The 25,277-nt window shown below is 73.5% G+C and carries 23 protein-coding genes and 1 riboswitch; of the genes, 19 read left to right on the top strand and 4 right to left on the bottom strand.

All coding sequences use genetic code 11. From position 1 onward, the window contains the following. Positions 1-5: 5 nt before the first annotated feature. Together ACFVFH_RS14020 and ACFVFH_RS14025 are read left to right on the top strand one after the other, a co-directional pair. A complete protein-coding gene (locus ACFVFH_RS14020; RefSeq protein ID WP_383767194.1) occupies positions 6-488 on the top strand; it encodes a GNAT family N-acetyltransferase in 483 nt (160 codons plus the stop codon). Positions 489-735: 247 nt separating this feature from the next. Continuing rightward, positions 736-1,053, top strand: a complete 318-nt coding sequence (locus tag ACFVFH_RS14025; RefSeq protein ID WP_383767197.1) for a cupin — start codon at positions 736-738, stop codon at positions 1,051-1,053. Here ACFVFH_RS14025 and ACFVFH_RS14030 read toward each other — a convergent pair. Next, the gene (locus tag ACFVFH_RS14030) at positions 1,043-2,314 is read right to left on the bottom strand and encodes an MFS transporter (RefSeq protein WP_383767200.1); all 1,272 of its coding nucleotides are present in this window, start codon (positions 2,312-2,314) and stop codon (positions 1,043-1,045) included. The genes ACFVFH_RS14025 and ACFVFH_RS14030 overlap by 11 nt on opposite strands. A gap of 80 nt (positions 2,315-2,394) precedes the next feature. Between ACFVFH_RS14030 and ACFVFH_RS14035 the strand changes: the two genes are divergently transcribed. From ACFVFH_RS14035 to ACFVFH_RS14050, 4 genes are all read left to right on the top strand, one after another. Beyond that, positions 2,395-3,282 carry a LysR family transcriptional regulator gene (locus tag ACFVFH_RS14035; protein WP_383767203.1) on the top strand — a complete coding sequence of 296 codons (888 nt, stop codon included), beginning with the start codon at positions 2,395-2,397 and terminating at the stop codon, positions 3,280-3,282. 290 nt (positions 3,283-3,572) lie between these two features. Further along, the gene (locus ACFVFH_RS14040) at positions 3,573-4,454 is read left to right on the top strand and encodes an ABC transporter substrate-binding protein (RefSeq protein ID WP_383767206.1); all 882 of its coding nucleotides are present in this window, start codon (positions 3,573-3,575) and stop codon (positions 4,452-4,454) included. Between the two features lie 477 nt (positions 4,455-4,931). Next, entirely contained in the window at positions 4,932-5,186 is a 255-nt protein-coding gene (locus ACFVFH_RS14045) for a type B 50S ribosomal protein L31 (protein ID WP_383767209.1), read from the top strand. 345 nt (positions 5,187-5,531) lie between these two features. Continuing rightward, entirely contained in the window at positions 5,532-6,464 is a 933-nt protein-coding gene (locus ACFVFH_RS14050; RefSeq protein WP_383767212.1) for a carbohydrate kinase, read from the top strand. 40 nt (positions 6,465-6,504) lie between these two features. On the opposite strand, the gene ACFVFH_RS14055 is transcribed toward ACFVFH_RS14050, so the two are convergent. Next, positions 6,505-7,797: a hypothetical protein gene (locus ACFVFH_RS14055; RefSeq protein ID WP_383767215.1), complete on the bottom strand. Its 1,293-nt coding sequence runs from the start codon at positions 7,795-7,797 to the stop codon at positions 6,505-6,507. Between the two features lie 198 nt (positions 7,798-7,995). Between ACFVFH_RS14055 and ACFVFH_RS14060 the strand changes: the two genes are divergently transcribed. The 7 genes from ACFVFH_RS14060 (at position 7,996) to ACFVFH_RS14090 (ending at position 16,160) form a co-directional block, all read left to right on the top strand. Then, a complete protein-coding gene (locus ACFVFH_RS14060) occupies positions 7,996-9,240 on the top strand; it encodes a beta-ketoacyl-[acyl-carrier-protein] synthase family protein (protein ID WP_383767218.1) in 1,245 nt (414 codons plus the stop codon). A 46-nt stretch (positions 9,241-9,286) separates the two neighbouring features. Then, entirely contained in the window at positions 9,287-11,143 is a 1,857-nt protein-coding gene (locus ACFVFH_RS14065) for an acyl-CoA dehydrogenase (protein WP_383767220.1), read from the top strand. 259 nt (positions 11,144-11,402) lie between these two features. Further along, entirely contained in the window at positions 11,403-11,684 is a 282-nt protein-coding gene (locus ACFVFH_RS14070) for an acyl carrier protein (protein ID WP_383767222.1), read from the top strand. Beyond that, positions 11,681-12,904, top strand: a complete 1,224-nt coding sequence (locus ACFVFH_RS14075; RefSeq protein WP_383767224.1) for a beta-ketoacyl-[acyl-carrier-protein] synthase family protein — start codon at positions 11,681-11,683, stop codon at positions 12,902-12,904. The genes ACFVFH_RS14070 and ACFVFH_RS14075 overlap by 4 nt, the downstream gene beginning before the upstream one ends. Positions 12,905-12,984: 80 nt before the next feature. Further along, a riboswitch (cobalamin riboswitch) is annotated at positions 12,985-13,175 on the top strand. Positions 13,176-13,210: 35 nt separating this feature from the next. Further along, on the top strand, positions 13,211-14,278 hold the full coding sequence (locus ACFVFH_RS14080) for an ABC transporter substrate-binding protein (protein WP_383767227.1): 1,068 nt from the start codon (positions 13,211-13,213) through the stop codon (positions 14,276-14,278). Next, entirely contained in the window at positions 14,275-15,366 is a 1,092-nt protein-coding gene (locus ACFVFH_RS14085) for a FecCD family ABC transporter permease (RefSeq protein WP_383767230.1), read from the top strand. Before ACFVFH_RS14080 ends, ACFVFH_RS14085 begins: the two co-directional genes overlap by 4 nt. Continuing rightward, positions 15,363-16,160 carry an ABC transporter ATP-binding protein gene (locus ACFVFH_RS14090; protein WP_383767232.1) on the top strand — a complete coding sequence of 266 codons (798 nt, stop codon included), beginning with the start codon at positions 15,363-15,365 and terminating at the stop codon, positions 16,158-16,160. Before ACFVFH_RS14085 ends, ACFVFH_RS14090 begins: the two co-directional genes overlap by 4 nt. 423 nt (positions 16,161-16,583) lie before the next feature. On the opposite strand, the gene ACFVFH_RS14095 is transcribed toward ACFVFH_RS14090, so the two are convergent. Then, positions 16,584-17,606, bottom strand: coding sequence for a PRC and DUF2382 domain-containing protein (locus ACFVFH_RS14095; protein WP_383767235.1), 1,023 nt, complete (start codon positions 17,604-17,606; stop codon positions 16,584-16,586). Between the two features lie 556 nt (positions 17,607-18,162). On the opposite strand from ACFVFH_RS14095, the gene ACFVFH_RS14100 reads away from it, so the two are divergent. Beyond that, positions 18,163-18,927: an adenosylcobinamide amidohydrolase gene (locus ACFVFH_RS14100; protein ID WP_383767237.1), complete on the top strand. Its 765-nt coding sequence runs from the start codon at positions 18,163-18,165 to the stop codon at positions 18,925-18,927. Next, positions 18,924-19,832, top strand: coding sequence for an NAD(P)-dependent oxidoreductase (locus ACFVFH_RS14105; RefSeq protein WP_383767240.1), 909 nt, complete (start codon positions 18,924-18,926; stop codon positions 19,830-19,832). The genes ACFVFH_RS14100 and ACFVFH_RS14105 overlap by 4 nt, the downstream gene beginning before the upstream one ends. Before the next feature lie 79 nt (positions 19,833-19,911). Here ACFVFH_RS14105 and ACFVFH_RS14110 read toward each other — a convergent pair whose 3' ends face one another. Beyond that, positions 19,912-20,820, bottom strand: a complete 909-nt coding sequence (locus ACFVFH_RS14110) for a SigB/SigF/SigG family RNA polymerase sigma factor (protein ID WP_383767243.1) — start codon at positions 20,818-20,820, stop codon at positions 19,912-19,914. 432 nt (positions 20,821-21,252) lie between these two features. Between ACFVFH_RS14110 and ACFVFH_RS14115 the strand changes: the two genes are divergently transcribed. The 4 genes from ACFVFH_RS14115 (at position 21,253) to ACFVFH_RS14130 (ending at position 25,239) form a co-directional block, all read left to right on the top strand. After that, positions 21,253-21,999 carry a hypothetical protein gene (locus tag ACFVFH_RS14115; protein WP_383767245.1) on the top strand — a complete coding sequence of 249 codons (747 nt, stop codon included), beginning with the start codon at positions 21,253-21,255 and terminating at the stop codon, positions 21,997-21,999. Between the two features lie 180 nt (positions 22,000-22,179). Then, positions 22,180-23,100 (top strand): NADP-dependent oxidoreductase, encoded by a 921-nt coding sequence (locus ACFVFH_RS14120; protein WP_383767247.1) that lies wholly within the window; start codon positions 22,180-22,182, stop codon positions 23,098-23,100. Continuing rightward, the gene (locus ACFVFH_RS14125; RefSeq protein ID WP_383767250.1) at positions 23,097-23,849 is read left to right on the top strand and encodes a GNAT family N-acetyltransferase; all 753 of its coding nucleotides are present in this window, start codon (positions 23,097-23,099) and stop codon (positions 23,847-23,849) included. The genes ACFVFH_RS14120 and ACFVFH_RS14125 overlap by 4 nt, the downstream gene beginning before the upstream one ends. Before the next feature lie 175 nt (positions 23,850-24,024). Further along, a complete protein-coding gene (locus ACFVFH_RS14130) occupies positions 24,025-25,239 on the top strand; it encodes a PP2C family protein-serine/threonine phosphatase (RefSeq protein WP_383767253.1) in 1,215 nt (404 codons plus the stop codon). Positions 25,240-25,277 lie beyond the last annotated feature (38 nt).

Genomic DNA, 25,277 nt, shown 5'->3' on the forward strand with positions numbered 1-25,277 from the left:
AAGAGATGGCACCGAACGATGCCGCGCCGGACGGCCGGATCCTGCTGCGCGAAGCCACCGCCGAGGACGCCGGACCGCTGACCGGGCTCTTCCTCGCGTCGCGCGCCGTGTCCATGCCGTACCTGCCGAAGGTGCACAGCGACGAGGACACACTGGCCTGGATGACCCATGTCGTGCTGCCGGAAACGACGGTGCGGATCGCCGAGACCGGCGGCGGGGAGCTCCTGGGCTTCGCCTCACTGGACGGAACCGAGCTGGAACACCTCTATCTCCACCCCGACGCGCGGCGCCGGGGCATCGGCTCCCTGCTCCTGGCCCACGTCCGCGAACTCGCGGGCGAGGAACTCACGCTGTACGTCTTCCAGCGCAACACGGACGCCCGCGCCTTCTACGAGCACCACGGGTTCACCGCGATCGCCTTCGACGACGGCGGCCGCAACGAGGAGAAGGAACCGGACGTCAGATACCGGTGGACGGCGAACGGCTGATCCGCTCCACCACCGGGGAGGGAGATCCGGGCGGGCCGCAACGCCCGCATGGCGGCCCGCCCGGCCCGGACGCGCGGTCTCGCCGGCGCCGGGGAACCGGCGACCCCGCGGGGCCGCGCGCCGAGCCGCCGCACCCCGTCGGACCGGGCACCTCCACGGCCGCCGGGACCGTCCGTCCGGGCGGCCGGTCCGCCCGCCGGGCCGCGGCAGGATCGCGAGGGGCCGGGCCCTGCGGCAGAGTGGGCACATGGACGATCTGAATGCCCTCGCCGACGAGCACCTGACCGCGGCCCGAGCCTCCGCGCACGGCCGCAGCGCCCACCGCCTGCTGCACGAGGAGCCTCTGAGACAGACCGTCATCGCGCTCACCTCGGGCTCCGCACTCGACGAGCACAACGCCCCCGCCGCGGCCTCGCTCCAGGTGCTCCGCGGCCGGGTCAGGCTCACCGCGGCCTCCGGCGACGTGGAGCTGAGCACCGGCGGCCTCCAGCCGATCCCGCAGGAACGGCACGGGCTGCTGGCCCTGGAGGACTCCGTGGTGCTGCTGACCGCCGTCAACGACTGACGGCGCCGCTCCCCGCCCGGGTGGCCGGGGCCGTCCGTATCCGTTCCAGGACCCACAGCACCAGGCTGCCCGCGGCGAGCGCGCCGCCCAGGAGACAGACACCGTTCCAGCCCGCCCGCGACCAGACCACCGAGGCGAGCGCGGCCCCGGCCGCCCCGCCCATGAAGAAGAGGGTCATGAACGCGGAGTTGATCCGGTTGCGGGCCTCCGGGCGGAGCGCGTAGATCACGTTCTGACTGCTGTTGAGTCCCGCCTGCTGGGCGATGTTCAGCAGGATCACCCCGACCGTCAGCCACAGCGGCGAGGACTCACCGGCCAGCAGCGGCAGCCAGGCGAGCGTCAGGAGCGCGCCGGCCGTACCCGACACGGCCTGCACCCGGCCCCGGTCGCCGAGGCGGGCCGCGATGTTCATGCCCACCACCCCGATGACGCCCACCAGGCCGAACAGACCGATGGCGGCCGCGTTCCAGCGGAAGGGCGGCCGGGTCAGCAGGAACGTCAGCGCGGTCAGCTGCACGCTGTAGGAGGCCATGGAGAACGCGCCGATGGCCGCCCGCCGACGGAGCAGCGGCTCCTGCCGCAGCAGGGCCAGCGTGGAGCGCAGCAGCGCGGTGTACGGGATCGCGGCCGCGCCGCCCGGCTCCTCGGGCAGCCGGGGAAGACGGCGGTGCAGCAGCACCGCCATGACGGCCATGAGCAGCGCGTTCACCCAGTACACGGTCCGCCACCCGCCGAGCTCGGACAGTGCCCCGGCGGCCAGCCGGCCGAACAGCCCGCCCAGCAGCACGCCGGACATGACGACGCCGACGATCCGGCCGCGCTCGGCCGGAGCCGCCAGGGCCGCCGCGAACGGCACCACGACCTGGGCCCCGACCGAGGCCAGCGCGGTCAGCAGGGTGCCCGCGATCAGCAACGGGCCGGTGGGAGCCGCGGCCGTCACCAGGAGGAAGAACGCGGTCAGGGCGAACAGGCCCACCGCGAGCCGCCGTCGGTCCAGGACGTCCCCGAGCGGGACGAGCAGGATCAGCCCCAGCGCGTACCCCGCCTGGGCGGCGGTCACGATCAGCCCCGCCGCGGTGACACCGATGTGCAGATTCACCTCGATGATGTCCAGGAGCGGCTGTGCGAAGTAGTTCCCGGCGCAGGAGAGGGCGGCGGCGAGAGCCATCAGCAGAACCGGGCCGCGTCCGAGCGACGGCGGAGCGGGCACCGCGACGCGGGGTACGGCCGGGCCGCGGGTTTCGTGAGTGGAGTGGACCATGTGCCCCAGCCTCCGGGATCGGACATCCATGAGTCCAACACATGTTTTTCATTCCATCGATCGTGGTTCACGATGGATGGATGGAACTCCAGCAGATGCGGTACGTCGTCGCGGTGGCGGAACTGGGCAGCTTCACGCGCGCCGCGAAGCGGTGTCTGGTCGTCCAGTCCGCGTTGAGCCATCAGATCGCCCGGCTGGAGAAGGAGCTGGGAGCCCGGCTCTTCGACCGCACCAGCCGCCGGGTGCGGCTCACCTCGGCGGGTGAGGTGTTCCTGCCGGAGGCCCGGCAGGCGTTGGACGCGGCGGAGCGGGCCCGTGCCGAAGTCGCCGCGACCGCGGGAGAGGTCAGCGGGCGGCTCGCGGTGGGGGTCATCCCCACCGTCTCCGCGGTCGACATCCCGGCCGCGCTGCGGACGTTCCACCTGAGCCACCCGAAGGTGCGCATCGTCCTGCGGGAGGGGGCGAGCAAGGACCTCGTCCAGGAGGTGCGGGACGGGACGCTGGACGTGGCGTTCCTGGGAGTACTGCCCGGCTACCGGCCGAAGGGCGTGAGCGATCACCAGCTCGCCACGGGCGAACTGGTCGCCGTCGTGGCACCGACGCACCCCCTGGCCGGGCAGCGGGAAGTGGGACTGGACCGGCTGGCGCGGGAGTTGTTCGTCGACTACCCCGACGGCACCGCGGCCCGTGCCCAGTCGGAGGAGGCGTTCGCGGCGAGGGGCCTCACCCGCGAGGTGGCCTTCGAGGTCAACGGCACCGACTTCATCGTCCGGCTGGTCCGCAGCGGGCTCGGCGTCGCCATGCTGCCGACCGCCTTCGCGGCAGAGCTGACCGGGGTCCGTGTGCTGTCCGTCCACGACGCCCCCGCCCGCACGGAGCGCCTGGTCTGGAGCCGGTTCCGCCCCACCCCGGCCGCCGCGGCGTTCCTCACGGGACTCGGCGTCGAGCCCGGCACCGGGACCGGATGACCGACGGGTGCCGGGCGCGGCCCGGCGGCGGTGAGCGGCCGGACGCGGGAACAGGCGCGGGGGGACCGTGACGAGGGCCGCCGCGAGGCCGGGGACCGGGCGACCAGGCCGACGCGTGCCCGCGGGCGGCGACCTCCTGCCGGAGCCGGGCGACCGCGCACCTGGCGGCTTCGCGCCATCCGGGCCGAACGGGCCACTGGGTGGGGTGTCACGGGGGTCCGGTGGGCAGGTACTGGTGCAGGACCCCGGAAAAGGCGGGGTACGGCGACCGGTGGCGAGGGGCGTGTGACGTGAGCGAGCGGACCGAATGGCAGTTCTCCGACGACCGTGGGCAGTTGTCGACTTCCGGGCGGCGCCCGGAGCGGGTGCTCGCCTACGTCCAGGCCGGGGCGACCCTGTGGGACCACGGGATACGACCGAGCGCGATATTCGGCTCCGACCACGACGACCGGACCGTGCCGGACACGGCGAAGACCGGTTCGCTCCCGGTCTCCGAGGTCGCCTACCTCGGCGCGGGCAGCACCCTCGACGTGGACACGCTGCTGAGCGGTGAGCCGGACCTCGTCGTGGCGGTCAGTTACGGCGGCGGACACGTCTACGGGCTCGCCGCGGAGACCGCCAAGCATCTGGAGGAGCACGTCCCGGTCGTGGTCATCGACGTGGGACAGGCGCGCGGACTCACCGAGATCGGGGACCGGTTCGCCCAGCTCGCCCGCTCGCTCGGCGCCGAGGAGCCCGAGGTGGCGACGGCGGAGCTGGACGCCGCGCGGCAGCGGCTGCGCACCCTCGCCGCCGCCGGGGACGGGCCCCGGGTCGTCGCCCTGTCCCCGGCCGGACAGGAGCAGACCCACCTCGCCCGCCCCCGTATGTGGCCGGAACTGCGTGCGCTGGCCGGGCTGGGCGTCGACGTCGTGGAGCCGGCCGAGGGGCCCGGCGCGAACTGGTCCACGGTCGGCTGGGCGGAAGCGGCGGCGCTGCGCCCCGCGGTGGTCCTCGCCGATGTCCGGGTCAATGCCACGCCCCTCGGTGAGCTGCGGACGAACCCGCACTGGTCGGCGATGGAGGAGGCCGCCCGGGTGGTGCCGTGGAACCCGGAGCCGGTGTGCAGCGCACGGGCCCACGCACGTTTCCTGACGCTCGTGGCGGACGCGCTGGAGGCGGCCGGGAGCTGAACGCCGGGGCCCACGGGCGCCGAGGGCGGTGTGCGGACGGTCCACCCCTCCCGTTCCCGTGGCTCCGGACCGGGGCCGCGGCCTCCGGGTCCGGCATGACTGCCCCCTGGTGTTCATGATCCGGGGGCGTCACGGGCCCGGAGGCACCGAGGGCTGCCTGCGTGCGCCCTGAGCACCGGCTCCCCCCGAGCCTGAAGAGCTCTTCGTACCGTGGACGTGGCAACTCGGCGCCCTGGCGAGGCGGGACGAGGGCGTGAGGCAGGGGCCCGTACCTTATCGGCACGGGCGGCACCGGCGGCGTCGACGCTCTCCACGGCCCGGACGCCGTCGCCCAGCCCCCACCTCGCCCCGACACCCAGTGACCCCGCACGCCCGGCCGCTCCCCGTACGGACGTGTCCGATCGCGCGGGACGTGCCTGTTCGCCAGGCTGGTCAGGACCACCCCGCGCCGATTCCGTACGTCCCCGAGGAGCAGGCATGCAGCAGGACAAGCACCCTTCCTACGGTCCCGTCGTCTTCCGGGACCGTTCGGCGGGCTACGCCTTTCTGACCCGGTCCACCGCATCGAGCGAACAGACGATCGACTGGGATGACGGCAACAGTTACCCCGTCATCGACGTGGAGATCTCCGCCGAGAGCCACCCCTTCTTCACCGGGAAGGCGCGCGTCGTCGACTCGGAGGGACAGGTCGCCAAGTTCGAGCGCCGGTACGGGGGCGAGAGCGGCTCCTGACCGCGCGAGGACCCGAGCCCCCGGCCCCGTACGAAGGGGCCGGGGGCTCCGTCCGTTCTTCTCCCGACACCACCGGCGACCGGCTCCCGACACCACCGGCGACCGGAGAGGAACGGGTCGCGCCTCCCGGTCCCCGATCCGGGCCCGGGGCTGCGGACGGCCGGGCTCCTTTGCGAGGATGGCGGGCGGATCGAAGCCTTCGGCGGCAGTCGGCAGTCGGCAGTCGGCAGTCGGCGACGTGGCCGATGGTCGCCGCAGCCGGGGCAGGCACGGGCTCCATGGGTGCGGAGGCCGCGCCGCCTGCCAGGACAGCTCCGTCACCGCATCGTAGGAGACCCCATTCCCATGCTCGACAGACTCGACCTGCTGGTCATCGGCGAGTGCGTCGCCGACATCGTCCGGCTGCCCGGCGCGCCCGACCAGGTCCACCCGGGCGGCAGCCCGGCCAACGTCGCGTACGGGCTGGCCCGGCTCGGTCACGGCGCCACGCTGCTCACCCAGCTCGGCCCCGACGACAACGGAGGGCTGATCAGGGACCACCTCGCCGGGGCCGGGGTCGAGGTCCGCACCGACGACGCGACGGCCCCGACCCCGTCCGCCGCCGTCACGCTGGACGGGGCGGGGCGGGCCACGTACACCTTCGAGATCGGCTGGACGCTCGGCCCGGTCTCCCTGGACCGGTCGCCCCACCATGTGCACACCGGTTCCATCGCGGCGGTGATGGAACCGGGGGCGTCCACCGTCCTCGGTGCCGTCGAGTCGCTGCGGACCGCCGCGACCGTCAGCTACGACCCCAATGTGCGGCCCGAGCTGATGGGGGACCACGACCTGGCCGTCCGCAGGGTCGAGCGGTGCGTCGCGCTCAGCGACGTGGTCAAGGCCAGCGACGAGGACCTGGAGTGGCTGTATCCGGGCCAGGAGCCGGAACGGGTCGCCGAACGCTGGCTGGCCACCGGTCCCGCGGTCGTGCTCGTCACGCGGGGCGGCGACGGGGCACTGGCCGTACTGCCCGGCGGGCGGGTGACGGTCGACGCGCTGTCCACCGAGGTCGTCGACACGGTGGGGGCGGGTGACGCCTTCATGTCGGGGACCCTGCACGCCCTGGCCGCACACGGGCTGCTCGGCCCGGACGGCCGGGAGCGGCTGCGCTCGCTGGACCGGACCAGGACGGCCGATGTCCTGCGGCACGCGGTGGCCTCCGCCGCGGTGACCGTCGCGCGGGCGGGCGCCAACCCGCCGGACGCGACGGAGCTGGCGGCGGCACTCGACCGCGGTTGAACACCGCCGGGCCGAGAGGGGGAGTGCCCGAGGACCCTCCTCAGCCGGGCGCCGTCAGACGCGGGCTGCTGTCGTCGTCGAGGAACTCCACGACGGCGAGCACGAACAGCGCGCACAGCGCGGTCCAGACGATGACCAGGTCCGTCGGCCGGTCCCACACCACCAGGACCACGGCGGCCACCACGACCACCGCCCAGTTCAGCGGGCGCCTGGCCCGGTGCACCCACCGGCCGACCGGGCCCCCGGTGAACCCGGCGGCGTCCCGTACCGCGCCGATGCCACCGCTCCACATCGCGTCGACCCGGGTGGCGGCGCGGCCCTCGCCCGTGAGCCACGCGGCGAGGGCCACCACGACGCCGAGCGTGACCACCAGGCGGACCAGCGCGCGCATCCGGCCGACCAGGGCGTCGAAGACCGAACCGGCCGCCGGCTGCGACACCTCGGAGGGCAGACTGTCGAGATAGAAGGCCCGGCCCAGCCAGACAGCCAGGCCGAGCACCGCCGCACCGGCCGCCATCGCGAGCGCCGCCGTGACCAGCGCCCGGCGTCGGCGCACCGCGAGGAGCACCCCGCCCGCCGCGAGGACGAGCGTGACCGGCGGCAGCCAGAAGCCGATGAGCTGGAGGGCCCGGAACCATTTCTTGGCCTTGCCCACGGAGTCCGAGGTCAGCACCGTGAAATCGGTGTGGATCTCGGGGAGCTTCGCAGCGACGCCCAGACCCCGGTCGACGAGCCGCTGCTTCACCCGGTCGATGACCGGTGCGAGATCGACGGTGACGGTGTCGGCGGTGAGCTTCACCGCCCCGCCGCCGCTGCCGGACAGCGCCTTCAGGGTGGCCGACTGGGCGGCGCGGTTGAGGTCGGTCCAGATCCTGGCGAAGGCGTCGCCGGCCACGAACCTCTCCGTGGTCCCGTGCACGAAGTTCGAAATGCCGGTGGTGAGGGGGCCGTTCAGCTTCGACAGGGCCTTGTCGAGCACCGGCCGGTCGGCGGGGGAGACATCGGCCAGGAGGGTCTTCACGTTCAGGTGCCGCATGACGGCACCGGTGACGCGATCGGTCACCGCGGCCTGCACATCGGGGTCCGAGGCGAGCGGCGACATCATCGCCACATAGTGGTCGGTGTCGCCGATCTGGCTCTTCGCCCAGGTGGAGACGATGCTCAGCGGCGTGAGCACGGCTGCCACCAGGACGAGCAGCGCGGCGAGGACCGAACGGGCGCGCGGCCGGTGCCGGGCCGGGGCACGGGCCTCCAGCTCGGCCACCCTGCTGCGCAGCGCCGCCAGTTCGGCACCCTGGTCCGGGGGCTTCGGCCGATCACGGTCCGGTTCCATCTCCCCAGGGGACGGCCTGCCGCCGCGCCCGGCGCGGCGGAGTGCTGTGGACGGGTGAACGCGGTCACCGTGACGTGCGGTCCCGTTGGGCCCACCGGACGCGGCGATGACCCGTTCGGCTCATTGGCCGCATCCTCACGGGGGCTACTGCCGTTCGACAACCGGTAGACCTGATCGATTACGGAGGAGGGGGCGGACATGACGCGGGTCGACGGGGACGTCGCGGTGACGGGGCTGGGGCTGGTGACCCCGGCGGGTTCGGAGGAGCGCACGTTCTGGGAGGGGCTGTGCGCCGGGGTGTCCATGGCCCGCGGCTGCGAGGAACTGGCAGGTCTGCCGGTCGACTTCGGCTGCCCGGTGGACGGGATCGACCTGGACGAGGCGGTCGGCGGGCGTTCGGTGTGGCGGATGGCGCGGTTCGTGAAGATGGCGCTGGTCGCCGCCCGCCGGGCGGTGGCGGACGCCGGACTGTCGCCGGAGCGCTGGGACGGCGACCGGGTCGGGGTGGTGCTCGGCGTCGGCGTGGGCGGGGTGTCCGTGCTCGTCGACAACGTACGCAGGCTCGACGACGGCGGGGCGGGCGCGGTGTCGCCGCTCCTGGTGCCGATGATGATGCCCAACGCGGCCGCCGGGGAGGTGGCCATCGCGCTGCGGGCCCACGGCCCGAGCCTGGCCTCGGCGACCGCCTGCGCCTCGGGGGCGACGGCCCTCGCGATCGCCCGCGACCTGCTGCTGGACGGCCGGTGCGACGTGGTGGTGGCGGGCGGTGCGGAGGCCGTGCTGACCCCGCTGGTGGTGAGCGCCTTCGCCGGGATGGGGGCGCTCTCGCTGCGCACCGGCGATCCCGCGGGAGCGTCGCGGCCGTTCGCCGCGGACCGGGACGGGTTCGTGGTCGGCGAGGGCGCCGCCGTGCTCGTACTGGAGCGGACGGGCCACGCCCTCGCCCGGGGCGGTCGGCCGCGCGCCCTGCTGGCCGGGTCGGGGTCCGGCACCGACGCCCATCACCCCACGGCCCCGGACCCGGCGGGGCGGGGCGCGCGCAAGGCCGTCGAGGCCGCGCTGGGCGAGGCGGGCTGGGCGGCCCACGAGGTCGACCACATCAACGCCCACGGCACCTCGACGGTGCTCAACGACGCGATGGAGACCGCGGTGATCTCCGGTCTCTTCCCCCACCGCCCCTCGGTGACCGCCCCGAAGGGGGTGCTCGGCCACACCCTCGCGGCGGCCGGGGCGATCGAGGCGGCCGCCACCGTCCTGACCCTGGAGCACGGACTGGTCCCGCCGATCGCCAATCTCGACGCGCCGCCGGACGGATCGCCGCTCGACTGCGTGGTCAAGGAGCCCCGGATCCAGCGGGTCGAACGGGCGCTGAGCCACTCCTTCGGCTTCGGCGGACACAACGTCGTACTCGCCTTCCGCCGCGTCGACGCGGACGGCCGGTGACCCTCGGATCCCGGTGTCCTCGCCATTGCTTGATCGTTATATTTTCATGACCGCAACGATCGACAGCCCCTCCTCCGAACGGTCCACGGACCTCCTCACCGCTGTGCTCCTCGGCACCGACTTCCGCCGGGAGCACGGTTTCTGGCAGCGGCTGATCAGTACGAAACCCTTCCGCCGCCCCGGCGACCGCACCGCCGAGCAGCGCCTGGCTCTCACCTACGAGCGGCTGCGCGTCCTCAACGACTGCCTGGACAGCGCCGCCCGGCTGGCCGCCGACCCACGCGCCCTCGCCGCCCTGCACGAGTGGCTGGGCCCGGTGGACCCGGCACTGACCACGGTGGCGGGCATCCACTACAACCTGTTCCTCGGCAGCCTCCTCGACCACGGGGGCGACGGCGACCGCGACCTGTCGGACTACCTGCGGCTGCGGCGCATCGGCACCTTTCTCTGTACGGAGGTGGCACACGGCAACGACGCCGCGGCCGTCGAGACCACGGCCGCGTACGACCACGAGCGCGATGGATTCGTCCTGCGCACCCCGCACGCCGGGGCCCAGAAGTTCATGCCCAACACCGGTCCGGCCGGCGGCCCCAAGACCGGGCTGGTGGCGGCGCGCCTGCTCGTCGGCGGCGTCGATCACGGGGTCTTCCTCTTCCTCGTCCCCCTCACCGACGCCGCGGGGGCCCGGCCCGGAGTACGGATCCGCAGCCTCCCCACCCGCACCGGGAGCCCCGTGGACCACTGCCTCACCGCCTTCGACCAGGTCTTCGTGGGACGCGACGCGCTGCTCGACGGGGATCACGGACGCATCGGCGCGGACGGGCAGTTCAGCAGCGCCATCGACAACCGCAGGCGCCGCTTCCTCGCGTCGATCGGGCGCGTCACCTCCGGGAAGATCTCGATGACCGCCTGCGCGGTCGGCTGCGCGCGCGCGACGCTCGCCGTCGCCGTCCGCTACGGCGGCCACCGCTACATCTCGGGCCCCCGGGGCTCGCGGCAGGTCCCGGTGATCGCCCACCGCAGCCACCACGGTCCGCTCGCCACCGCCATGGCCACCGTCTTCGCGATGAGCCTGCTGCACCGCAGGGCCCTGGACCGCTGGGCGGGGGGCGAGCAGCCGGCGGAGGCGGAGCGGCTGGTCGCCGTCGCCAAGGGGTGGATCACCTGGCAGGCCAGGACCGTGATCGTCGAGTGCCGCGAACGCTGCGGGGCCCAGGCGCTCCTGGAACACAACGGCATGAGCGAGCTGGTCACCGGGGTGGAGGGCGCCATCACCGCGGAGGGCGACAACCTCGCCATCCACGCCAAGGCCGCCGCGGAGATGCTCTTCTCCGCCGCACCGGCCGGTCCGCGGGCTGCCCCCGGAGCCGGGCCCGGCGCACTCGACGACCCGGAATTCCACCGGAGGCTGCTCGCGGAGCTGGAGCGGATCTGGTTCGACCGGGCCCGGGAGCGGATGGGCCTGGCCCCCCACGGCGACCCGCTGGCGCGGTGGAACGCGGCGTCCGGACCCGCCCTGCGCGGGGTCGAGGCCCACGCCCAGCGGCAGGCGGCCGAGGCGTACGCGGAAGCGGTGACCGCGCTGCCCGACGGACCGGCCCGCGAACGCCTCGACGAGCTGCGACGGCTCTTCGCGCTCGACCGGATCGCCCGCGGCGGCGGAGACCTGCTGGCCGCGGGCCTGCTGACCGCCGACCAGGTCGAGGAACTGCCGGGTCTGGTGGAGCAGCTCATCGCCGTGGTCGCCCCCCGTCTGCCCGGCCTCGTCGAGTCCTTCGCGCTGCCGCCGGAAGTCCTCGCCGACTGGCCCATCGCCCGTTCCGACTACGTGGACGCCTACGACGATCCGGAAGCACCCTGGCACGGCGACGCGGGCCCGGTCGCGGTGCGGGACGAGCGGTGAGAGCCATGACGAGAAAGGGAACAGCTGTCCGGGGGTGCCGGGTCAGGGAGGCCGCCGGAGCTCTCGGAGTCCGCGTGGTCCTGCTGGCCTACTGGGGTACGGCGTCCGTCCTGGCGCGGTGGTGCGGGGAGCGCGGAGAAGACACTGCCGAATCGGTTCGGCACAAGGCGTAACTGGAGGCACTCCACCCAGTTGATTCGGCGTCGGGACGGTGTCCCCATCGGCCCGGCAGCCGGCCCGAACGATGGAGAGAAGGCTCATGAGTACGATTCATCCCAAGATCACCGAGGTTCTGACACACACCTTCAAAGTGCCTGTCGGCGAGATCCACCCGGGTTCCACCATGGACAGCCTGGAGATGGATTCCCTCGCCGTCGCCGAGTTCGCCGTTCTGATCCGGGAGACGGCCGGCGGCGACCGGGACTTCGACCAGCTCGCCAAGGACGCCACCCTGGCCGACATCTCGCGGTTCATCCACGCGGCGGCCCACGGCGGGGCGCGGCGGGTGGGCGGCGCGGCAGTGATGAGCAACGCCCGATGAACAGGCCGGCCATCGCCGTCACCGGCCTGGGCATGATCACACCGGTCGGCAATGACACCGAGTCCACCTGGGCCGGCGTGTGCGCGGGCGTGTCACCGGCCCGTACCGTCGCCGAGCTCGAAGGGTGCGCGATCGACTTCGCCTGCGTGGTCGACGGCATCGACCTGGACGCGGCGATCGGCGGCCGGGCGTCCTTCCGGATGGGGAAGTACGTGAAGCTCGCCGTGCTCGCCGCCCGGGAGGCGGTCGCCGACGCCGGGCTCGACCCGGCCCGGTGGGAAGGGCCCCGGGTCGCCGTGGTCGTCGGCACCAGTAGCGGGGGCTCCGCCTCGCTGACCGAGCAGGCCATCGTGTTCGACCGGCTCGGAGCCGGGGCCACCTCGCCCTCGGGCATCCTGCTCACCATTCCGAACATGCCCGCCGCCGAGATCGCGATCCAGCTGCGGGCCACCGGACCCAGCATGGCCCCGTGCACCGCCTGTTCGTCCGGGGCCACCGCGCTGTCCGTCGCCCGTGACCTCCTGGTCACCGGGCAGTGCGACATCGCGATCGCCGGGGCCACCGAGTCGATCGTCTACCCGGTCGCCATGGCCGGATTCGCCAGATCCGGGGCCGGGGCCCGCGCGGACGGCGACCCGGCCGGGCTGTGCCGGCCCTTCGCGGCCGACCGGGCCGGTCTCGTCATGGGCGAGGGCGCGGCCGTCATGGTGCTGGAGCGGGCGGACGACGCCCAGGCCAGGGGCGCGGCACCACGGGCACTGCTCGCCGGTACCGGCGCCACCACCGACGCCCACCACCCCATCAGCCCGCACCCCTCCGGCGCGGTCGCCCAGGCCGCGGTGGAGGCCGCGCTGCGCGACGCGGGCTGGGCGGCCGAGGACGTCGAGCACGTCAACGCGCACGGCACGGCGACCCCGGTCAACGACGCCACCGAGGCCGCCCTCATCGCCCGGGTCTACCCGCACCGACCGCCCGTCACCGCTCCCAAGGGCGTGCTGGGCCACTGCATGGGGGCGGCCGGAGCGATCGAGGCCGGGCTCACCGTCCTCACCCTCCAGCGCGGAGTCGTACCACCGATCGCCAACCTGGACGCCCCGGCGCCCGAGTTCGACATCGACTGCGTCACCAAACAACCGCTGCGGCAGCCCATCCGGCGCGCCGTCAGCCATTCCTTCGGCTTCGGCGGACACAACGCCGTGATCGCTCTTCAGCGTCCGTAGGCATCCGGCCAGGTGGTGCGACGGGGAACACAGCCCGGCGTACCACCGGCCACACCCCTCATGAGCTGGGCAGAAGCCCGTGATAGCTTGCCGGAGCCAGTCGAACTCCACGTAAGGGGTCAGGGAATCCGGTGCGAAACCGGAACTGACGCGCAGCGGTGAGGGGGACGGGCGGGGCCAAGGCCACTGGGACCACCCTCGGGTGTCCTGGGAAGGCGTCCCGTCCGAAGGAACCCGAGTCCGAAGACCTGCTGGCGGCCGCGACCCGGCACCGGGCCACGGCATTCCGTACAGCGGGCTCCGCGTATGAGCCCTCAGACGCAGAGGGACCCCGTGCCGTCCATAGCCAGCCCCGTCCGCACCATGGCCCTGCTCTCGGCGGGAATCGTCCTGCTGACCGCCTGCGGAGGCGGAACCGACGAGTCGGCCGCGAAGCGCGGCCGCACCGACGGATACCCGGTGACGCTGAAGAACTGCGGGCGCACCGTCACCGTCGACGCCGCGCCCCGGCACGCCGTGTCGGTGGACCAGGGATCGACGGAGATCCTGCTCTCCCTCGGCCTCGCCGACAGGATGGCCGCCACCGCGACCTGGTCCGACCCGGTGATGAAGGGCCTGGAGAAGGCCAACGCCGGGGTGCCCAGGATCTCGGACAACCGGCCGTCGTCGGAGAAGGTCCTCGACCAGGAGCCCGACTTCATCAGCGCGTCGTTCGCGTCCACGCTCGCCAAGGGCGGCGTCGCACCGCGCGAACAGTTCGAGGCACTCGGCGTCCCCACCTACGTCTCGCCCGCCGACTGCACCGGCAAGGACAACAGCGGCGGTGGCGACGGCGCCCGGACCGCACCCCTGACCATGGACGGCGTCTACCAGGAGGTGCACGAACTCGCCGAGGTGTTCGGCGTGCCGGAACGTGGCGACGCGCTCGTCGCAGGGCTGCGGGCCCGGGTGAAGAAGGCTGCCGAGGGCATCGACGCTTCCGGGACGAGTCGCCTGTACTGGTTCTCCGACTCCAAGGCCCCGTACCTGGCCGGCTGCTGCGGAGCACCCGGGATCATCACCAAAGAACTCGGCGCGAAGAACGTCTTCGACGACACCCACGAGGAATGGCCCCAGATCAGCTGGGAGACGGTGGCCGACCGCAACCCCGACGCGCTGGTCATCGGCGATCTCTCCCGCAAGGCCCAGACCGCGGAGAGCGCCGCCAAGAAGATCGAGTTCCTGGAGTCCAACCCCGTCACCAGGAACATGGACGCCGTCCGGCACAAGCGGTACATCCTGCTGAGCGGCCAGGCCATGAACCCGACCATCCGGACGGTCGAGGGCGTCGAACGCGTCGCCGCCGGGCTGCGCCGCTTCGGGCTCGCCGGATGACGGCGACCGAACGGGCCACGGCGGTGGCCGGGCCGCCCCTTCCCGGCAGCCCCGTCCGCACAGCGGGCGCCGGACGGCGACTGCGCGGCGGGGCGCTGTGGGCCGGTGGCATCGCGCTGCTGGTGCTCTCCGTCGCGGTCGCCGTCACCATCGGCCCCGCCCGGATATCGGTGGCCGACGTCTGGTCCGCGGTCGCCTCTCATCTCGGCCTGGGCCGCTCCGGGCTCTCCCCGATCAGGGACGGGATCATCTGGAACCTGCGCATGCCCCGCACCCTGCTCGCCGCCGTGTGCGGTGCCGGGCTCGCGGTGTGCGGCACGGTCATGCAGTCCCTGCTGCGCAACCCGCTCGCCGACCCGTTCGTCCTCGGTGTCTCCTCCGGGGCGTCCACCGGCGCGGTCGTGGTCGTCGTCCTCGGCGTCGGCGGGGGAGCGGTGTCGGTCTCGACCGGCGCGTTCGCCGGGGCGCTGTGCTCGTTCGCCCTCGTGCTGCTGCTCAGCCACACCCTGGGCGGCACGACAGACCGGGTCGTGCTCTCCGGTGTCGCGGCCATGCAGCTGTTCTCCGCGCTCACCTCCTTCGTCGTGATGACCTCCGCCGACGCCGAGCAGACGCGTGGCGTGCTGTTCTGGCTGCTCGGCTCGCTCAGCGGCGTCGGCTGGACCGATGTCTGGATCTGCGCCGCCGTGCTCGTCGTGACGCTGCTGGTCTGTCTGGGCCACGCCCGTACCCTCGACGCCTTCGCGTTCGGGCAGGACGCCGCCGCCGCGCTCGGCGTGCACGTCGGGCGCACCCGGATCGTGCTGCTGTGCACGACCGCGCTGCTGACCGGCGTACTCGTCAGCTCGGCCGGTGCCATCGGCTTCGTGGGCCTGGTGCTGCCGCATGCCGCCCGCGCCCTCGCGGGTTCCGGACACCGGCGGCTGCTGCCGGTCACGGCGCTGGCCGGGGCCGTGTTCCTGGTCTGGGTCGACACCCTCGCCCGGACGGTCCTCGACCCGCAGGAAGTGCCCGTGGGCGTGGTCACCGCGCTGATCGGCGTGCCCGCGTTCGTCCTGGTCCTCCACCGCACCCGGAGGACCGCATGACCGGGGCGCCCACCGGCGGGCTGCGTGCCGAACGGGTCAGCCGGACGGCGGGCGGCCGGCTCATCCTCGACGGGGTCGACCTCGCCCCGCGGCCCGGCGGCACCCTGGGGCTGATCGGGCCGAACGGCTCCGGCAAGTCGACCCTGCTGCGGGTCCTGGCCGGGGTCCTCGCCCCGGGCACCGGGGTGGTCACGCTGGACGGACAGCGGCTCGACGGGATCGGCCGCCGCGCGGTGGCCCAGCGGGTCGCCATGGTCGACCAGCACGCCGTGACACAGGTCGAGCTGAGCGTCCTGGACGTGGTGCGGCTCGGGCGCATCCCGCACCGCAGGGCCTGGTCGGCGCCGACCCCGGCGGACGAGGAGGCGGTGCGCGACGCACTCGCGCGGACCGGCCTCGCCGACCGCGGCGACCAGTCCTGGCACACCCTTTCCGGCGGTGAGCGCCAACGCGTCCAGATCGCGCGGGCACTGGCCCAGCAGCCGCGCGAGCTGCTGCTCGACGAGCCGACCAACCACCTCGACATCCAGCACCAGCTGGAACTCCTCGCGCTGATCGCCTCGCTGCCGCTGACCGGTGTGATCGCCCTGCACGACCTCAATCTGGCCGCGATGTTCTGCGACCGGATCGTCGTCCTGAAGGCGGGGCGCGCGGTGGCCGCCGGAACCCCGTCGGAAGTGATCACCGAGGAACTGATCGCCGACGTTTACCGGGTCACGGCGCGCGTCACACCGGACGGCCCGGACGGGCGGCCCTCGGTGCGCTTCCTGCCGGGACGTCCCGCAGGGGCGTAGGGTCTTTCGTTCGGATCGGGCCGGATCAGGGAGCGGGGTCCGGTGCCGCGCATCGCACGGCCGACGCCCACGACCGACGCCAACGCGGCGAGGTGCGGCACCGGCGCACGCGAGCCCGGCGTGAGCCGAACGAGAGGTCGCAGTGAGTGGATCGAAAATCCCGTCTGCCCGGCGGAGCCCGGCACACACGCTCGCCGTGCTGTCGGGGTCGCCCCGATGCCTCCGGTACCGGGGCGGCCCTCCATCTCGGGGTCGCACGCACCGGACGCCGCCGGGCCCCCTTCGGGCGGACGACGCCACTTTCGACACACGCCCTGGCCGTTCGAAGGCGTGCCCCGGCAGGGGCGAGGGCGGACCCCGGCACCGTGCGGGTCCGCCCTCGTGATCCGGGCGCGGCCGTTCGCCGCGCCGTGCGGCAGGGGGTCAGCGGCGACGTCCCCGGCCGAGATCGCCGCCGGTGTCCTTGCCGCCGATGTCCGTGCCGTCCGCGTAGTCGATCTGCTCCTTGCGGAGTTCGGCGGAGACCTCCTTCTGCTCGGTGACCTTCTTGGTCTCCATGCGGATCCGCTCGACGGGCACGGTCTCCTTGCGCGTGGTCGCGCGCTCCGCGTGCAGGGTGACCTCCACGTCCTGCTCACGGATGGCAGGGTGTTCCGCGGCCCTCTCGCCGGGCTGGAGGGGTTCACGGATCAGGCGTACCTCCTCGTGCGTCACGGGCACCGTCCTGGTGACGTTCTCGGTGACCACGTACTTGTGCAACCGGGCCGTGCCGCTCTCGTACTCCTCGGTGCCGACGCGCAGTTGCTCCTCGGAGCGGATGATCTCCTCCTTGCCGCCCAGGTCGGCGGAGGACCGCTCGGCGCCCGCTCCGGCGCCGGCGAGGGGCCGCGAGGTGGCGGCCGCCCCGGTGTCGCGGTGCTTGCCCATGCCGGTGCCGCCGGTCATGCCGGGTGAGGTACGGGCCGTGCCGGAGGCGCCGGTGCCGGTCATGGCCGACTTGTCGGACCCGGTGGTGCGCCCGGTGCCTGCCGCGCCCATGGCACCGGCGGCCCCCGCCGCTCCCATGGCCGTGGTGCCCGTGCCGGACGTCGTGTCCGCGCGCCCGCCGAGCTTGGCGCCGGTGTTCCTGGCGAGGCCGTAGTGCTTGTAGAGCTCCTCCTCCTCGGCCACGGACAGATGCGCGTCCGCGTCCACCCGGGGGGCTTCCTTGACGCGGTCCTTCGGATGCGAAATGTGCAGATCGGATCCCACGCGGCGGGCCCCGGCGAGCGGAACGAAACTCTCCTTCATGCCGAACAGGCCGGTCTTCACCGTGATCCAGTCCGGGCGGCCGGTGTTGTCGTCGACATACACCCGGCCCACACTGCCGACCTTCTCGCCATCGGTGTCGTACACCGTGAGGCCGTCCAGCTCTCCGGAATCCGTGAAACCGTCAGCGGCTCCCATAACCGATTCCTCCTCGTCCGGGCGCGTCCTGTGGCTGGGGCCATCAGAGGAGGCGCGTCCGCATTCCATCGCGCCTCACCCGGATGGACGCTGCAACTGCCGGGGCCGGGGTGGCCGGCGGCCGTATGCCCGGCGGTTCGGCGGTGACCGCCTGCCGCGGTGGTGGGGCGCCGCGTTCTCGCGTTAGCCCATTCGGGTGAGGCGAGAGCGGCTGTGTGCCGTTCATCCGCCCGCCGACGCACCGTCGCCGTAGGGGGGCGATTGCCGGGAGACCTCCGCCCCCCATCGGCCGCAGCCGCAGCCGCAGCCGCATCCTCCACCGGAATCGCAACGGCTTGCGATTCCCCGCGCACCGGTCGGTCGGCGGACACCGACGAAGGGGACCGGCCCCGGGACGGAGCACCGCACGGTCCCGGTCCCGGGGCGAGGCTCCCGGCGCCCCGCACGCGTACTCCCCTCACGGCGCGGACGGACGGTCCGGCTCCGGGCCGTCCGTGCCGGGGGCCGAGCACCCGAGCGGGACGGTCCGCACCGGCACATATGATCGACGGGCCGTATGCCGACCGTCGTCCTGCCGTGCCACCGGGGGTGCCCCATCCGTTCCGTACGCAGCCGACTGCCCGCACAGCGCGGTGAACTGCTGGCCCGGCAGGAGGGCGGTGCGGAACTGCACCATCTGGTGTGGCGGCTCGGGCCGGGGTGGCGGGTCTGCGGCAGCGCCGTGCTCGGCGGCGGCATCGGCCCGCGCGGCTGGATACTCAACGCCCAGGTGCCCGGAGGCTATCCGCGCTTGGACCCCGACCGGCACCTCGCCGAGATCGCCGCCGCCGAACGCCTCACCGGACCCGGCGCCGGACTGATGACGGCCGCCGATGTGACCGCGTACACGGTCGCGGCCGACGAGGGCGTGACGGCGACCGCCACCTGCGGACTCGGCGTACGCGGCTGGGCCGCCGCCCCGCTGGACGGAACCGACGGGCCGCCCCGTCCGGGGACGGTCAACATCGTCGTCACGCTCCCCGTGCCGCTCTCCGACGCCGCGCTCGTCAACGCCGTCGCCACGGCCACCGAGGCCAAGGTGCAGGCCCTGCTGGACGCGGGCCTCGACTGCTCGGGCACGCCCACGGACGCCGTCTGCATCGCCGCCCCCGCCCCCGGACCCGCCCCCGCCGAACCCTTCGCGGGGCCGCGTTCGCGCTGGGGCGCACGACTCGCCAGGGCCGTGCACGCTGCCGTGCTCGAAGGCGCGCTCCGGCAATCCTGGGACACCACAGTGCCGCGAGCCGAATCGGGCGCGGCCGACGAAGGGAGCCCCTCATGACATCGAGTGGAGCCGGAGCCCGCCCGCAACGGCCGGTCGTCGCCGTTCTCGGCACCGGAATCATGGGAGCGGGAATGGCCCGGAGCCTCCTGCGCGCCGGACTCGACGTACGCGCCTGGAACCGCACGCGGTCCAAGGCCGCCCCGCTCGCCGCCGACGGCGCCACGGTCACGGAGACGGCCGAGGAGGCGGTACGCGGCGCCGACGTGGTCCTCACCATGCTCAACGACGGGCCCGCCGTCGCCGCCGCACTCGCCGCGGCGTCCGGAGGAGTGCACGCCGGCCAGATTCTGCTCCAGAGCTCCACGGTCGGGCCCGAGGCCGGCGCCGATCTCGCCCAGCGCGCCGCGGACCTGGGCCTGGTCTATCTCGACGCGCCGGTGTCCGGCACCAGACAGCCCGCGGAACAGGGCGCGTTGACGGTCTTCGTCTCCGGTCCCTCCGCCGTTCGCGCGACGGTCGACCCCGTGCTGGACGCGATCGGGCAGCGCACGGTATGGGTCGGTGAGGTCCCGGGAGCGGCCTCGCGGCTGAAGCTCGTGGTCAACACCTGGGTGATCACCATGGTCAACAACATCGCGGAGTGCCTCAACCTCGCCGAAGGGCTGGGCGTCGACCCCCGGGCGTTCCTCGACGTGATGAAGGGCGGCCCGCTGGACACCGCCTATCTCCAGGCCAAGTCCGCCGCCGTCCTCTCGGGCGACCTCGCCCCGAGCTTCGCCCTGTCCACCGCGCTCAAGGACACCCGCCTCATCCTGGACGCGGCGCGGTCGTCCGGGGTGCGGCTGGACCTGGTGGAGGCGTCGGCCGACCGTTTCGTGCGCGCCGAGGCGGCGGGGCACGGGGGCGAGGACATGATCGCGACCTACTACGCGGGCCGCGCCCCGGAGAAGGACGGCGGCTGAGCCCGCACGGACGGTACGGCACCGGTCCCGGCCGGTGCGACAGCCGTGGGCCCGGCGGCCGTCGCACCCGCCACCGGGCTCACTCCTCCACGAACATCCCGCTGCGGAGCTTCCGCAGGATCCGGCTGATCAGCCGCGACACATGCATCTGGGAGATGCCGAGTTCCGCGCCGATCAGGGACTGCGTCATCTCCTGGCCGAAACGCATGTCGATGATGCGGCGCTCGCGCTCGTCGAGGCAGCCCAGCAGAGGCGCGAGCACATGCAGGTTCTCGACCGTCTCCAGGGCGGGGTCCGGACCGCCCAGGACATCGGCGAAGGTGCGACCCGGCGCGTGGCGCCGCCCCGCTTCCGACGGATCGGCCGGCATGTCCAGCGAGCCCGCCGCGTATCCGTTGGCCGCCACGATGCCCTCGGTGATCTCCTCCTCGCTCAGCCCCATGTGCTCGGCCAGCTCGGGGACCGTGGGTTCGCGGTCGAGTTCCGTGACGAGCGACTCCTTGGTCTTGGCCATGTCGACCCGCAGCTCCTGGAGCCGGCGCGGGACGTGCACGGCCCAGGTGGTGTCGCGGAAGAATCGTTTGATCTCCCCGGAGATGTACGGGACCGCGAAGGAGGTGAACTCGACCTCGCGGGAAAGCTCGAACCGGTCGATGGCCTTGATCAGACCGATCGTGCCGACCTGGACGATGTCCTCCATGTCGCCGCCGGCCCGGTTGCGGAAACGTCCCGCGGCGAACCGTACGAGGGAGAGGTTCATCTCGATCAGGGTGTTCCGCGCGTACTGGTGGGCGGGAGTCCCCTCCTCCAGGTCCTGGAGGCGGGCGAAGAACAGCCTGGACAGCTCGCGTGCGTCACTGGGCGCGATCTTCCCCGCGTCCTCGATCCACGGCAGGTCGCCGATCTCCCCGTCCGACGCGGCCTCCGGTGCCTGGCGGGCACTCTCCACTCGCTCCGCACCGGTGTTCCGCGCAGTCTGCGCCGTCATCTCGTCACGCTCCCCTGGTCGTAGCCCATGAGGTGTAAGCGCCTGCCCCCGGATGGAAGTCCCATGCGGGAAAGCGGAAGTTGATCGGATCACATCCGCGTCGATGGCCGAGAATCGTCGTGATCCCCCGTCATGTTCCCGCGGGTGGAAGCGCGGACAGCGCAACCGCCCCACCGGTACGGGGGAGCCCGGTGGGGCGGTCGCTCAACAGACTGCCACAGCAGACGGGCAAGGAGGACCGACCGGCGCATATCCAGCGGTAGTTGAGTCGAAATCGACGGTGCCGCGACATCGGCGTCGGGGGCCCGGCGCCCTTGGACGAACAGCGCCCCGCCTCCGTTCGACGGGCCGGGACGCCCCGGCACCACCGGTTCCGCGGGGCCCGGCTGCCATCATGAAGGAGGACCGCATACATGGCCGAGAGGGGCACGGGTGATCTCCGAGCCGGAATTGGTGGGCGAGTTCGGCGAGGGCGGGACGGGCGATGTGGTGGGCGGCCCCGGCCCGGGGCCCGCGAGGGAACCCCGCCCGCGCCGCCCGTGGCTGTGGGCGCTGAGCGGAGCCCTGGTGGCCTCGGCCGTATGGGCGGGCGCCGTGTACCTGTACCCCTTCGGCGACCGGAAGCCGGACCTGCACGGCTACCGGCTGGACGGAGATCCGTGCCCGGACATCCGGCTGAAGGCGGTCGGCGCGGCGATAGCGCCGAAGGACGACACGTCCAGGCTCGATCCGGAACTCCTCGACGGCTCGGTCCTGGACCGGGCGGATTGCTACATCTCCCTCGGGTCGACGGCCGCCGGGAAGCCGCTCGACAGCCGCTGGTCCGTCGACTACACCGTCGAGATCACGGTCGTGCTGCACAAGAGGACCGACCCCGCGGCCGAATTCGAGGCGACGCGCGGAGTGACCGATTCCGGTATCGGCACCGATGTGAAGGTGGAGAGCGTTCCGAACCTCGGCGACAGCGCGTACGTGCTGACACAGGACGACGGCACCATGGAACTGCGGGTGCGGGAGGGCGGCGCGGTCTTCTCACTGGGCCTCTCCTCCTCCGCGCAGTTCATCGGCGTGAACGGCGAAGTCCCGTCCGATGACGGACCGGACACCTCGGATCTGTCCCCGTACCAGTCCGCGATGATCAGCGACATGCGTGATCTGATGGCGGGCCTCAAACACTGACACCGCCGCCGTCCGGCACCACCCGGCCACGGTTCCCGGCCACGGCGGGTGTCCGCCGCATCGTTGCGGTCCCGTGAACCCTCCGGCCCCGGGGAATACCCGTTCGGACGAGGGACTTCCTGCTGCTGTGGGGACCGGGGCGGCCCGGCCGCCCGTCCCGTGAAACAGGAGAGGAAGCCCATGTCCAAGGCATACGTGTTCACCCGCAACGGCGGACCGGAGGTGGAGGCCCTCATCGACCGGGACGCGCCGGTACCGGGCCCCGGGGAACTGCTCGTCGCGGTCCGGGCGGCCGGGGTCAACCCGGTCGACTGGAAGCTGCGCGAGGGATACCTCAGGCCCGGCAGCGCGCCGCAGTCCTTTCCCACCGTCTTCGGCAGCGAGGCCGCCGGGGTCGTCCGGGCCGTCGGCCCGGACGTCGAAGGCTTCGCGATCGGGGACGAGGTCTTCGGCAACCCGGTGAGCGGCGGCTACGCCGAGTACACCCTGCTGCCCGTCGCGGTGACCGCGCACAAACCGGCCGGGCTGTCGTTCACCGACGCCGCGGCGCTGCCGGTCGCGGCCGCCACCGCGTACGACGGCATCCGCCAGCTGGGCCTCGCTCCCGGCTCGACCCTGCTGGTCACCGGCGCCGGGGGCGGCGTGGGTTCCGCGGCGGTCCAGCTCGCCCGGCACGGCGGCGTCCATGTCATCGGCGTGGCGAGCACGGCCAAGAAGGAGTTCGTCGAGTCGCTCGGCGCGGTGCACGTCGCATCCGGCCCCGGACTCGCCGACCGGGTGCGGGCGGCGGCCCCCGACGGCGTGGACGCGGTCTTCGACCTGGTCGGGGGCGACACCCTGAGGGCGGCGGCCACCCTGCTCGCGGACCCGGCCGCGCTGATCAGCGCCGGGGGCAAGCCGCTGGCCGAGGAGCTGGGCGGGGCGGCCGTCGTACGGGCCCGCACCGCCGCCGTCCTCGACGAGGTGGCGAACCTCGCCGTGACCGGCGCCCTGCGGACCCATGTGACCCGGACCTTCCCGCTCGACGCGGCGGCGGACGCGCTGCGCGCGGTGGAGGACGGACACACGCTCGGCAAGATCGTGATCGAGGTGGGCGCGTGACCACGTCCCACGCCACCGACGGCGCGCACCCGCTGGACAGCCCCGTCCGCTCCGCGCTGACCGGCCCGCACGCCCATTTCGCCGAGCGCCGCGGCCGTGTCCTGCGCTACCCGGCGGACGTCGCCCCCTGGGTCGCGATGCCGGACGCCCCGGAGGCCCGGGACTGGGACGACGCGGCGGCGCTCGCCGGACCCGGCGGCGCCGTCACCGTCACCGCCTTCCGCGAGCCGCCGCCGGACGACTGGGAGAGGGTCTTCCACGCCGAAGGCGTCCAGCTCGTCGACGCCGGGGTCGCCGCGGAACCCTTCCCCGAGGCCGTACGGCTGGGACCGGCCGATGTGCCCGAGATGCTCGCCCTGGTCGAGCGCACCCGGCCGGGACCGTTCCTGCCGCGCACCGTCGAGCTCGGCACCTACCTCGGCGTACGGCGTGACGGGGTGCTGGTCGCCATGGCCGGTGAACGGCTGCGTCCGCCGGGCTGGAGCGAGATCAGCGCCGTCTGCACCGACGAGTCGGTGCGCGGACAGGGGATCGGCACCGGGCTCGTGCGCGCCGTCGCCCACGAGATCAGGGAGCGCGGCGAAACGCCGTTCCTGCACGCCGCCGGCGACAACACCAACGCCCTGCGGCTCTACGAGACCATGGGCTTCGAGCTCCGCCGCCGGACGTCCTTCCTCTCGGCGCTGGTGCCGGCGTGGCTGCCGTCGCCCGGCGGCGACCGCGACGCCCGCGCGGCGGCCGTGCGCTGATCCGCGTACGGGACCTTCGGCCCGGACACCGGGGGCCGAAGGTCGCGCCGTGCCGCGCGTCGGGACCTTCGGCGCGGCCCGAGGGGCCGTAGGACTCGTGTGCCGCCCCCTCGGCACCGGGTGGACTGGAAGGGAACGTCGGCACCGGGCCGGCAGATCCCGGGAGGTGCCGGCCGTGACGAACGGGCTTCGGACCCAGCTTGCCGCACGTGGAGCGGGGCTCCCGGGGGCGGAAGCGGGGGAGGCGGCCGTTCACGCGCCACGGGTCGGCAACCGCGTGCTGTTCGGCGGGCTCGCCCTGCTGATGGTCGTGGTCGTCCTGCTGGACCTCTGGACCGGCGAGGACCTGCGCCTGGTGCCCCTGCTGGTGGTCGTGCCCGCACTCGTCTCCGTCTTCGGCACGATCCGGCAGACCGTGGGCGTCTCCGTCCTGATCATGATCATTGTCGTCGGATCGCATCTGGCGACCGACGGCACGCTCGGGGACGTCGTCACCGGGGCCGCCTTCACCGTGCTGGTCTGCTGCCTGGGGATCGGGGCCTGTGCGCTGCGGATCCGCCACGCCACGGAGATCGCCAGGCTGCGCTCGGCCGCCGTCGCGCTCCAGCGTCAGATCCTGCGCCCGCTGCCGATCCTGACCGACCAGGTCCTCGCCCACGGCATCTACACGCCGATCGAGGAGGACCGGCTGGTCGGCGGCGACATCTACGAGGTCGTCCAGTCGCCCTACGGGACCCGGGTGATCATCGGGGATGTCCAGGGCAAGGGCCTCGCCGCGATCGGGGCGGGCTTCGCCGTGCTCGGGGCGTTCCGCGAGGCGGCCATCCGGGAACCCGCCCTGACCGGTGTGGCCGACGCCCTGGAGGACGCGGTCGCCCGGCACAACGTGTTCTCCGCCCAGACCGGCGAGACCGAACGCTTCGTCACCGCCCTGGTGCTCGGCTTCGACGGCGGTGACCGGGTCGAGGCCGTCAACTGCGGACATCTGCCGCCCCGGCTGCTGCACGACGGCGTGGCCGTCGCCGTACCGCTGCGCCGCACCTCCGTCCCGCTGGGCCTGGCGGAGCTGAGCCGCGAGCCGAGGGCCGCGGAATGGCTGGACTTCCCGCCCGGCGCCACCCTGCTGCTCTGCACCGACGGTGTCACCGAGGCGCGCGACGCCTCCGGCGCCTTCTATCCGCTGGACGCCCGGCTGGGCCGCTGGGCGGAGCGGGCGCCGTACGAGGTGCTGGAGGCGCTCGACGCCGACCTCGGCTCCTTCTCCGGAGGCGTACGACGGGACGACGTCGCCGCGCTCGCCCTGCACCGGGCGGCGGTCGGCGGACCCGGCCGGTCCTCCGACGGCGGCCATGGCGCCCGCAGGGCCGCCGAGGTCTTCAGCGGCCGCTAGGACCTGTCGTCGCACTGCCGCCGCCTGCCGTGCGGTCT

Origin of the sequence: Streptomyces sp. NPDC057697 (assembly GCF_042799335.1) — a bacterium.
Taxonomy (GTDB): Bacteria; Actinomycetota; Actinomycetes; order Streptomycetales; family Streptomycetaceae; genus Streptomyces.

What these genes read in the sequence shown, in the direction of transcription:
- ACFVFH_RS14020 (WP_383767194.1), top strand. Translation starts at nt 6, where the DNA reads ATGGCACCGAACGATGCCGCGCCGGACGGCCGGATCCTGCTGCGCGAA.
- ACFVFH_RS14025 (WP_383767197.1), top strand. Translation starts at nt 736, where the DNA reads ATGGACGATCTGAATGCCCTCGCCGACGAGCACCTGACCGCGGCCCGA.
- ACFVFH_RS14030 (WP_383767200.1), bottom strand. Translation starts at nt 2,314, where the DNA reads ATGGTCCACTCCACTCACGAAACCCGCGGCCCGGCCGTACCCCGCGTC.
- ACFVFH_RS14035 (WP_383767203.1), top strand. Translation starts at nt 2,395, where the DNA reads ATGGAACTCCAGCAGATGCGGTACGTCGTCGCGGTGGCGGAACTGGGC.
- ACFVFH_RS14045 (WP_383767209.1), top strand. Translation starts at nt 4,932, where the DNA reads ATGCAGCAGGACAAGCACCCTTCCTACGGTCCCGTCGTCTTCCGGGAC.
- ACFVFH_RS14050 (WP_383767212.1), top strand. Translation starts at nt 5,532, where the DNA reads ATGCTCGACAGACTCGACCTGCTGGTCATCGGCGAGTGCGTCGCCGAC.
- ACFVFH_RS14055 (WP_383767215.1), bottom strand. Translation starts at nt 7,797, where the DNA reads ATGGAACCGGACCGTGATCGGCCGAAGCCCCCGGACCAGGGTGCCGAA.
- ACFVFH_RS14060 (WP_383767218.1), top strand. Translation starts at nt 7,996, where the DNA reads ATGACGCGGGTCGACGGGGACGTCGCGGTGACGGGGCTGGGGCTGGTG.
- ACFVFH_RS14065 (WP_383767220.1), top strand. Translation starts at nt 9,287, where the DNA reads ATGACCGCAACGATCGACAGCCCCTCCTCCGAACGGTCCACGGACCTC.
- ACFVFH_RS14070 (WP_383767222.1), top strand. Translation starts at nt 11,403, where the DNA reads ATGAGTACGATTCATCCCAAGATCACCGAGGTTCTGACACACACCTTC.
- ACFVFH_RS14075 (WP_383767224.1), top strand. Translation starts at nt 11,681, where the DNA reads ATGAACAGGCCGGCCATCGCCGTCACCGGCCTGGGCATGATCACACCG.
- ACFVFH_RS14080 (WP_383767227.1), top strand. Translation starts at nt 13,211, where the DNA reads ATGAGCCCTCAGACGCAGAGGGACCCCGTGCCGTCCATAGCCAGCCCC.
- ACFVFH_RS14085 (WP_383767230.1), top strand. Translation starts at nt 14,275, where the DNA reads ATGACGGCGACCGAACGGGCCACGGCGGTGGCCGGGCCGCCCCTTCCC.
- ACFVFH_RS14090 (WP_383767232.1), top strand. Translation starts at nt 15,363, where the DNA reads ATGACCGGGGCGCCCACCGGCGGGCTGCGTGCCGAACGGGTCAGCCGG.
- ACFVFH_RS14095 (WP_383767235.1), bottom strand. Translation starts at nt 17,606, where the DNA reads ATGGGAGCCGCTGACGGTTTCACGGATTCCGGAGAGCTGGACGGCCTC.
- ACFVFH_RS14100 (WP_383767237.1), top strand. Translation starts at nt 18,163, where the DNA reads ATGCCGACCGTCGTCCTGCCGTGCCACCGGGGGTGCCCCATCCGTTCC.
- ACFVFH_RS14105 (WP_383767240.1), top strand. Translation starts at nt 18,924, where the DNA reads ATGACATCGAGTGGAGCCGGAGCCCGCCCGCAACGGCCGGTCGTCGCC.
- ACFVFH_RS14110 (WP_383767243.1), bottom strand. Translation starts at nt 20,820, where the DNA reads ATGACGGCGCAGACTGCGCGGAACACCGGTGCGGAGCGAGTGGAGAGT.
- ACFVFH_RS14120 (WP_383767247.1), top strand. Translation starts at nt 22,180, where the DNA reads ATGTCCAAGGCATACGTGTTCACCCGCAACGGCGGACCGGAGGTGGAG.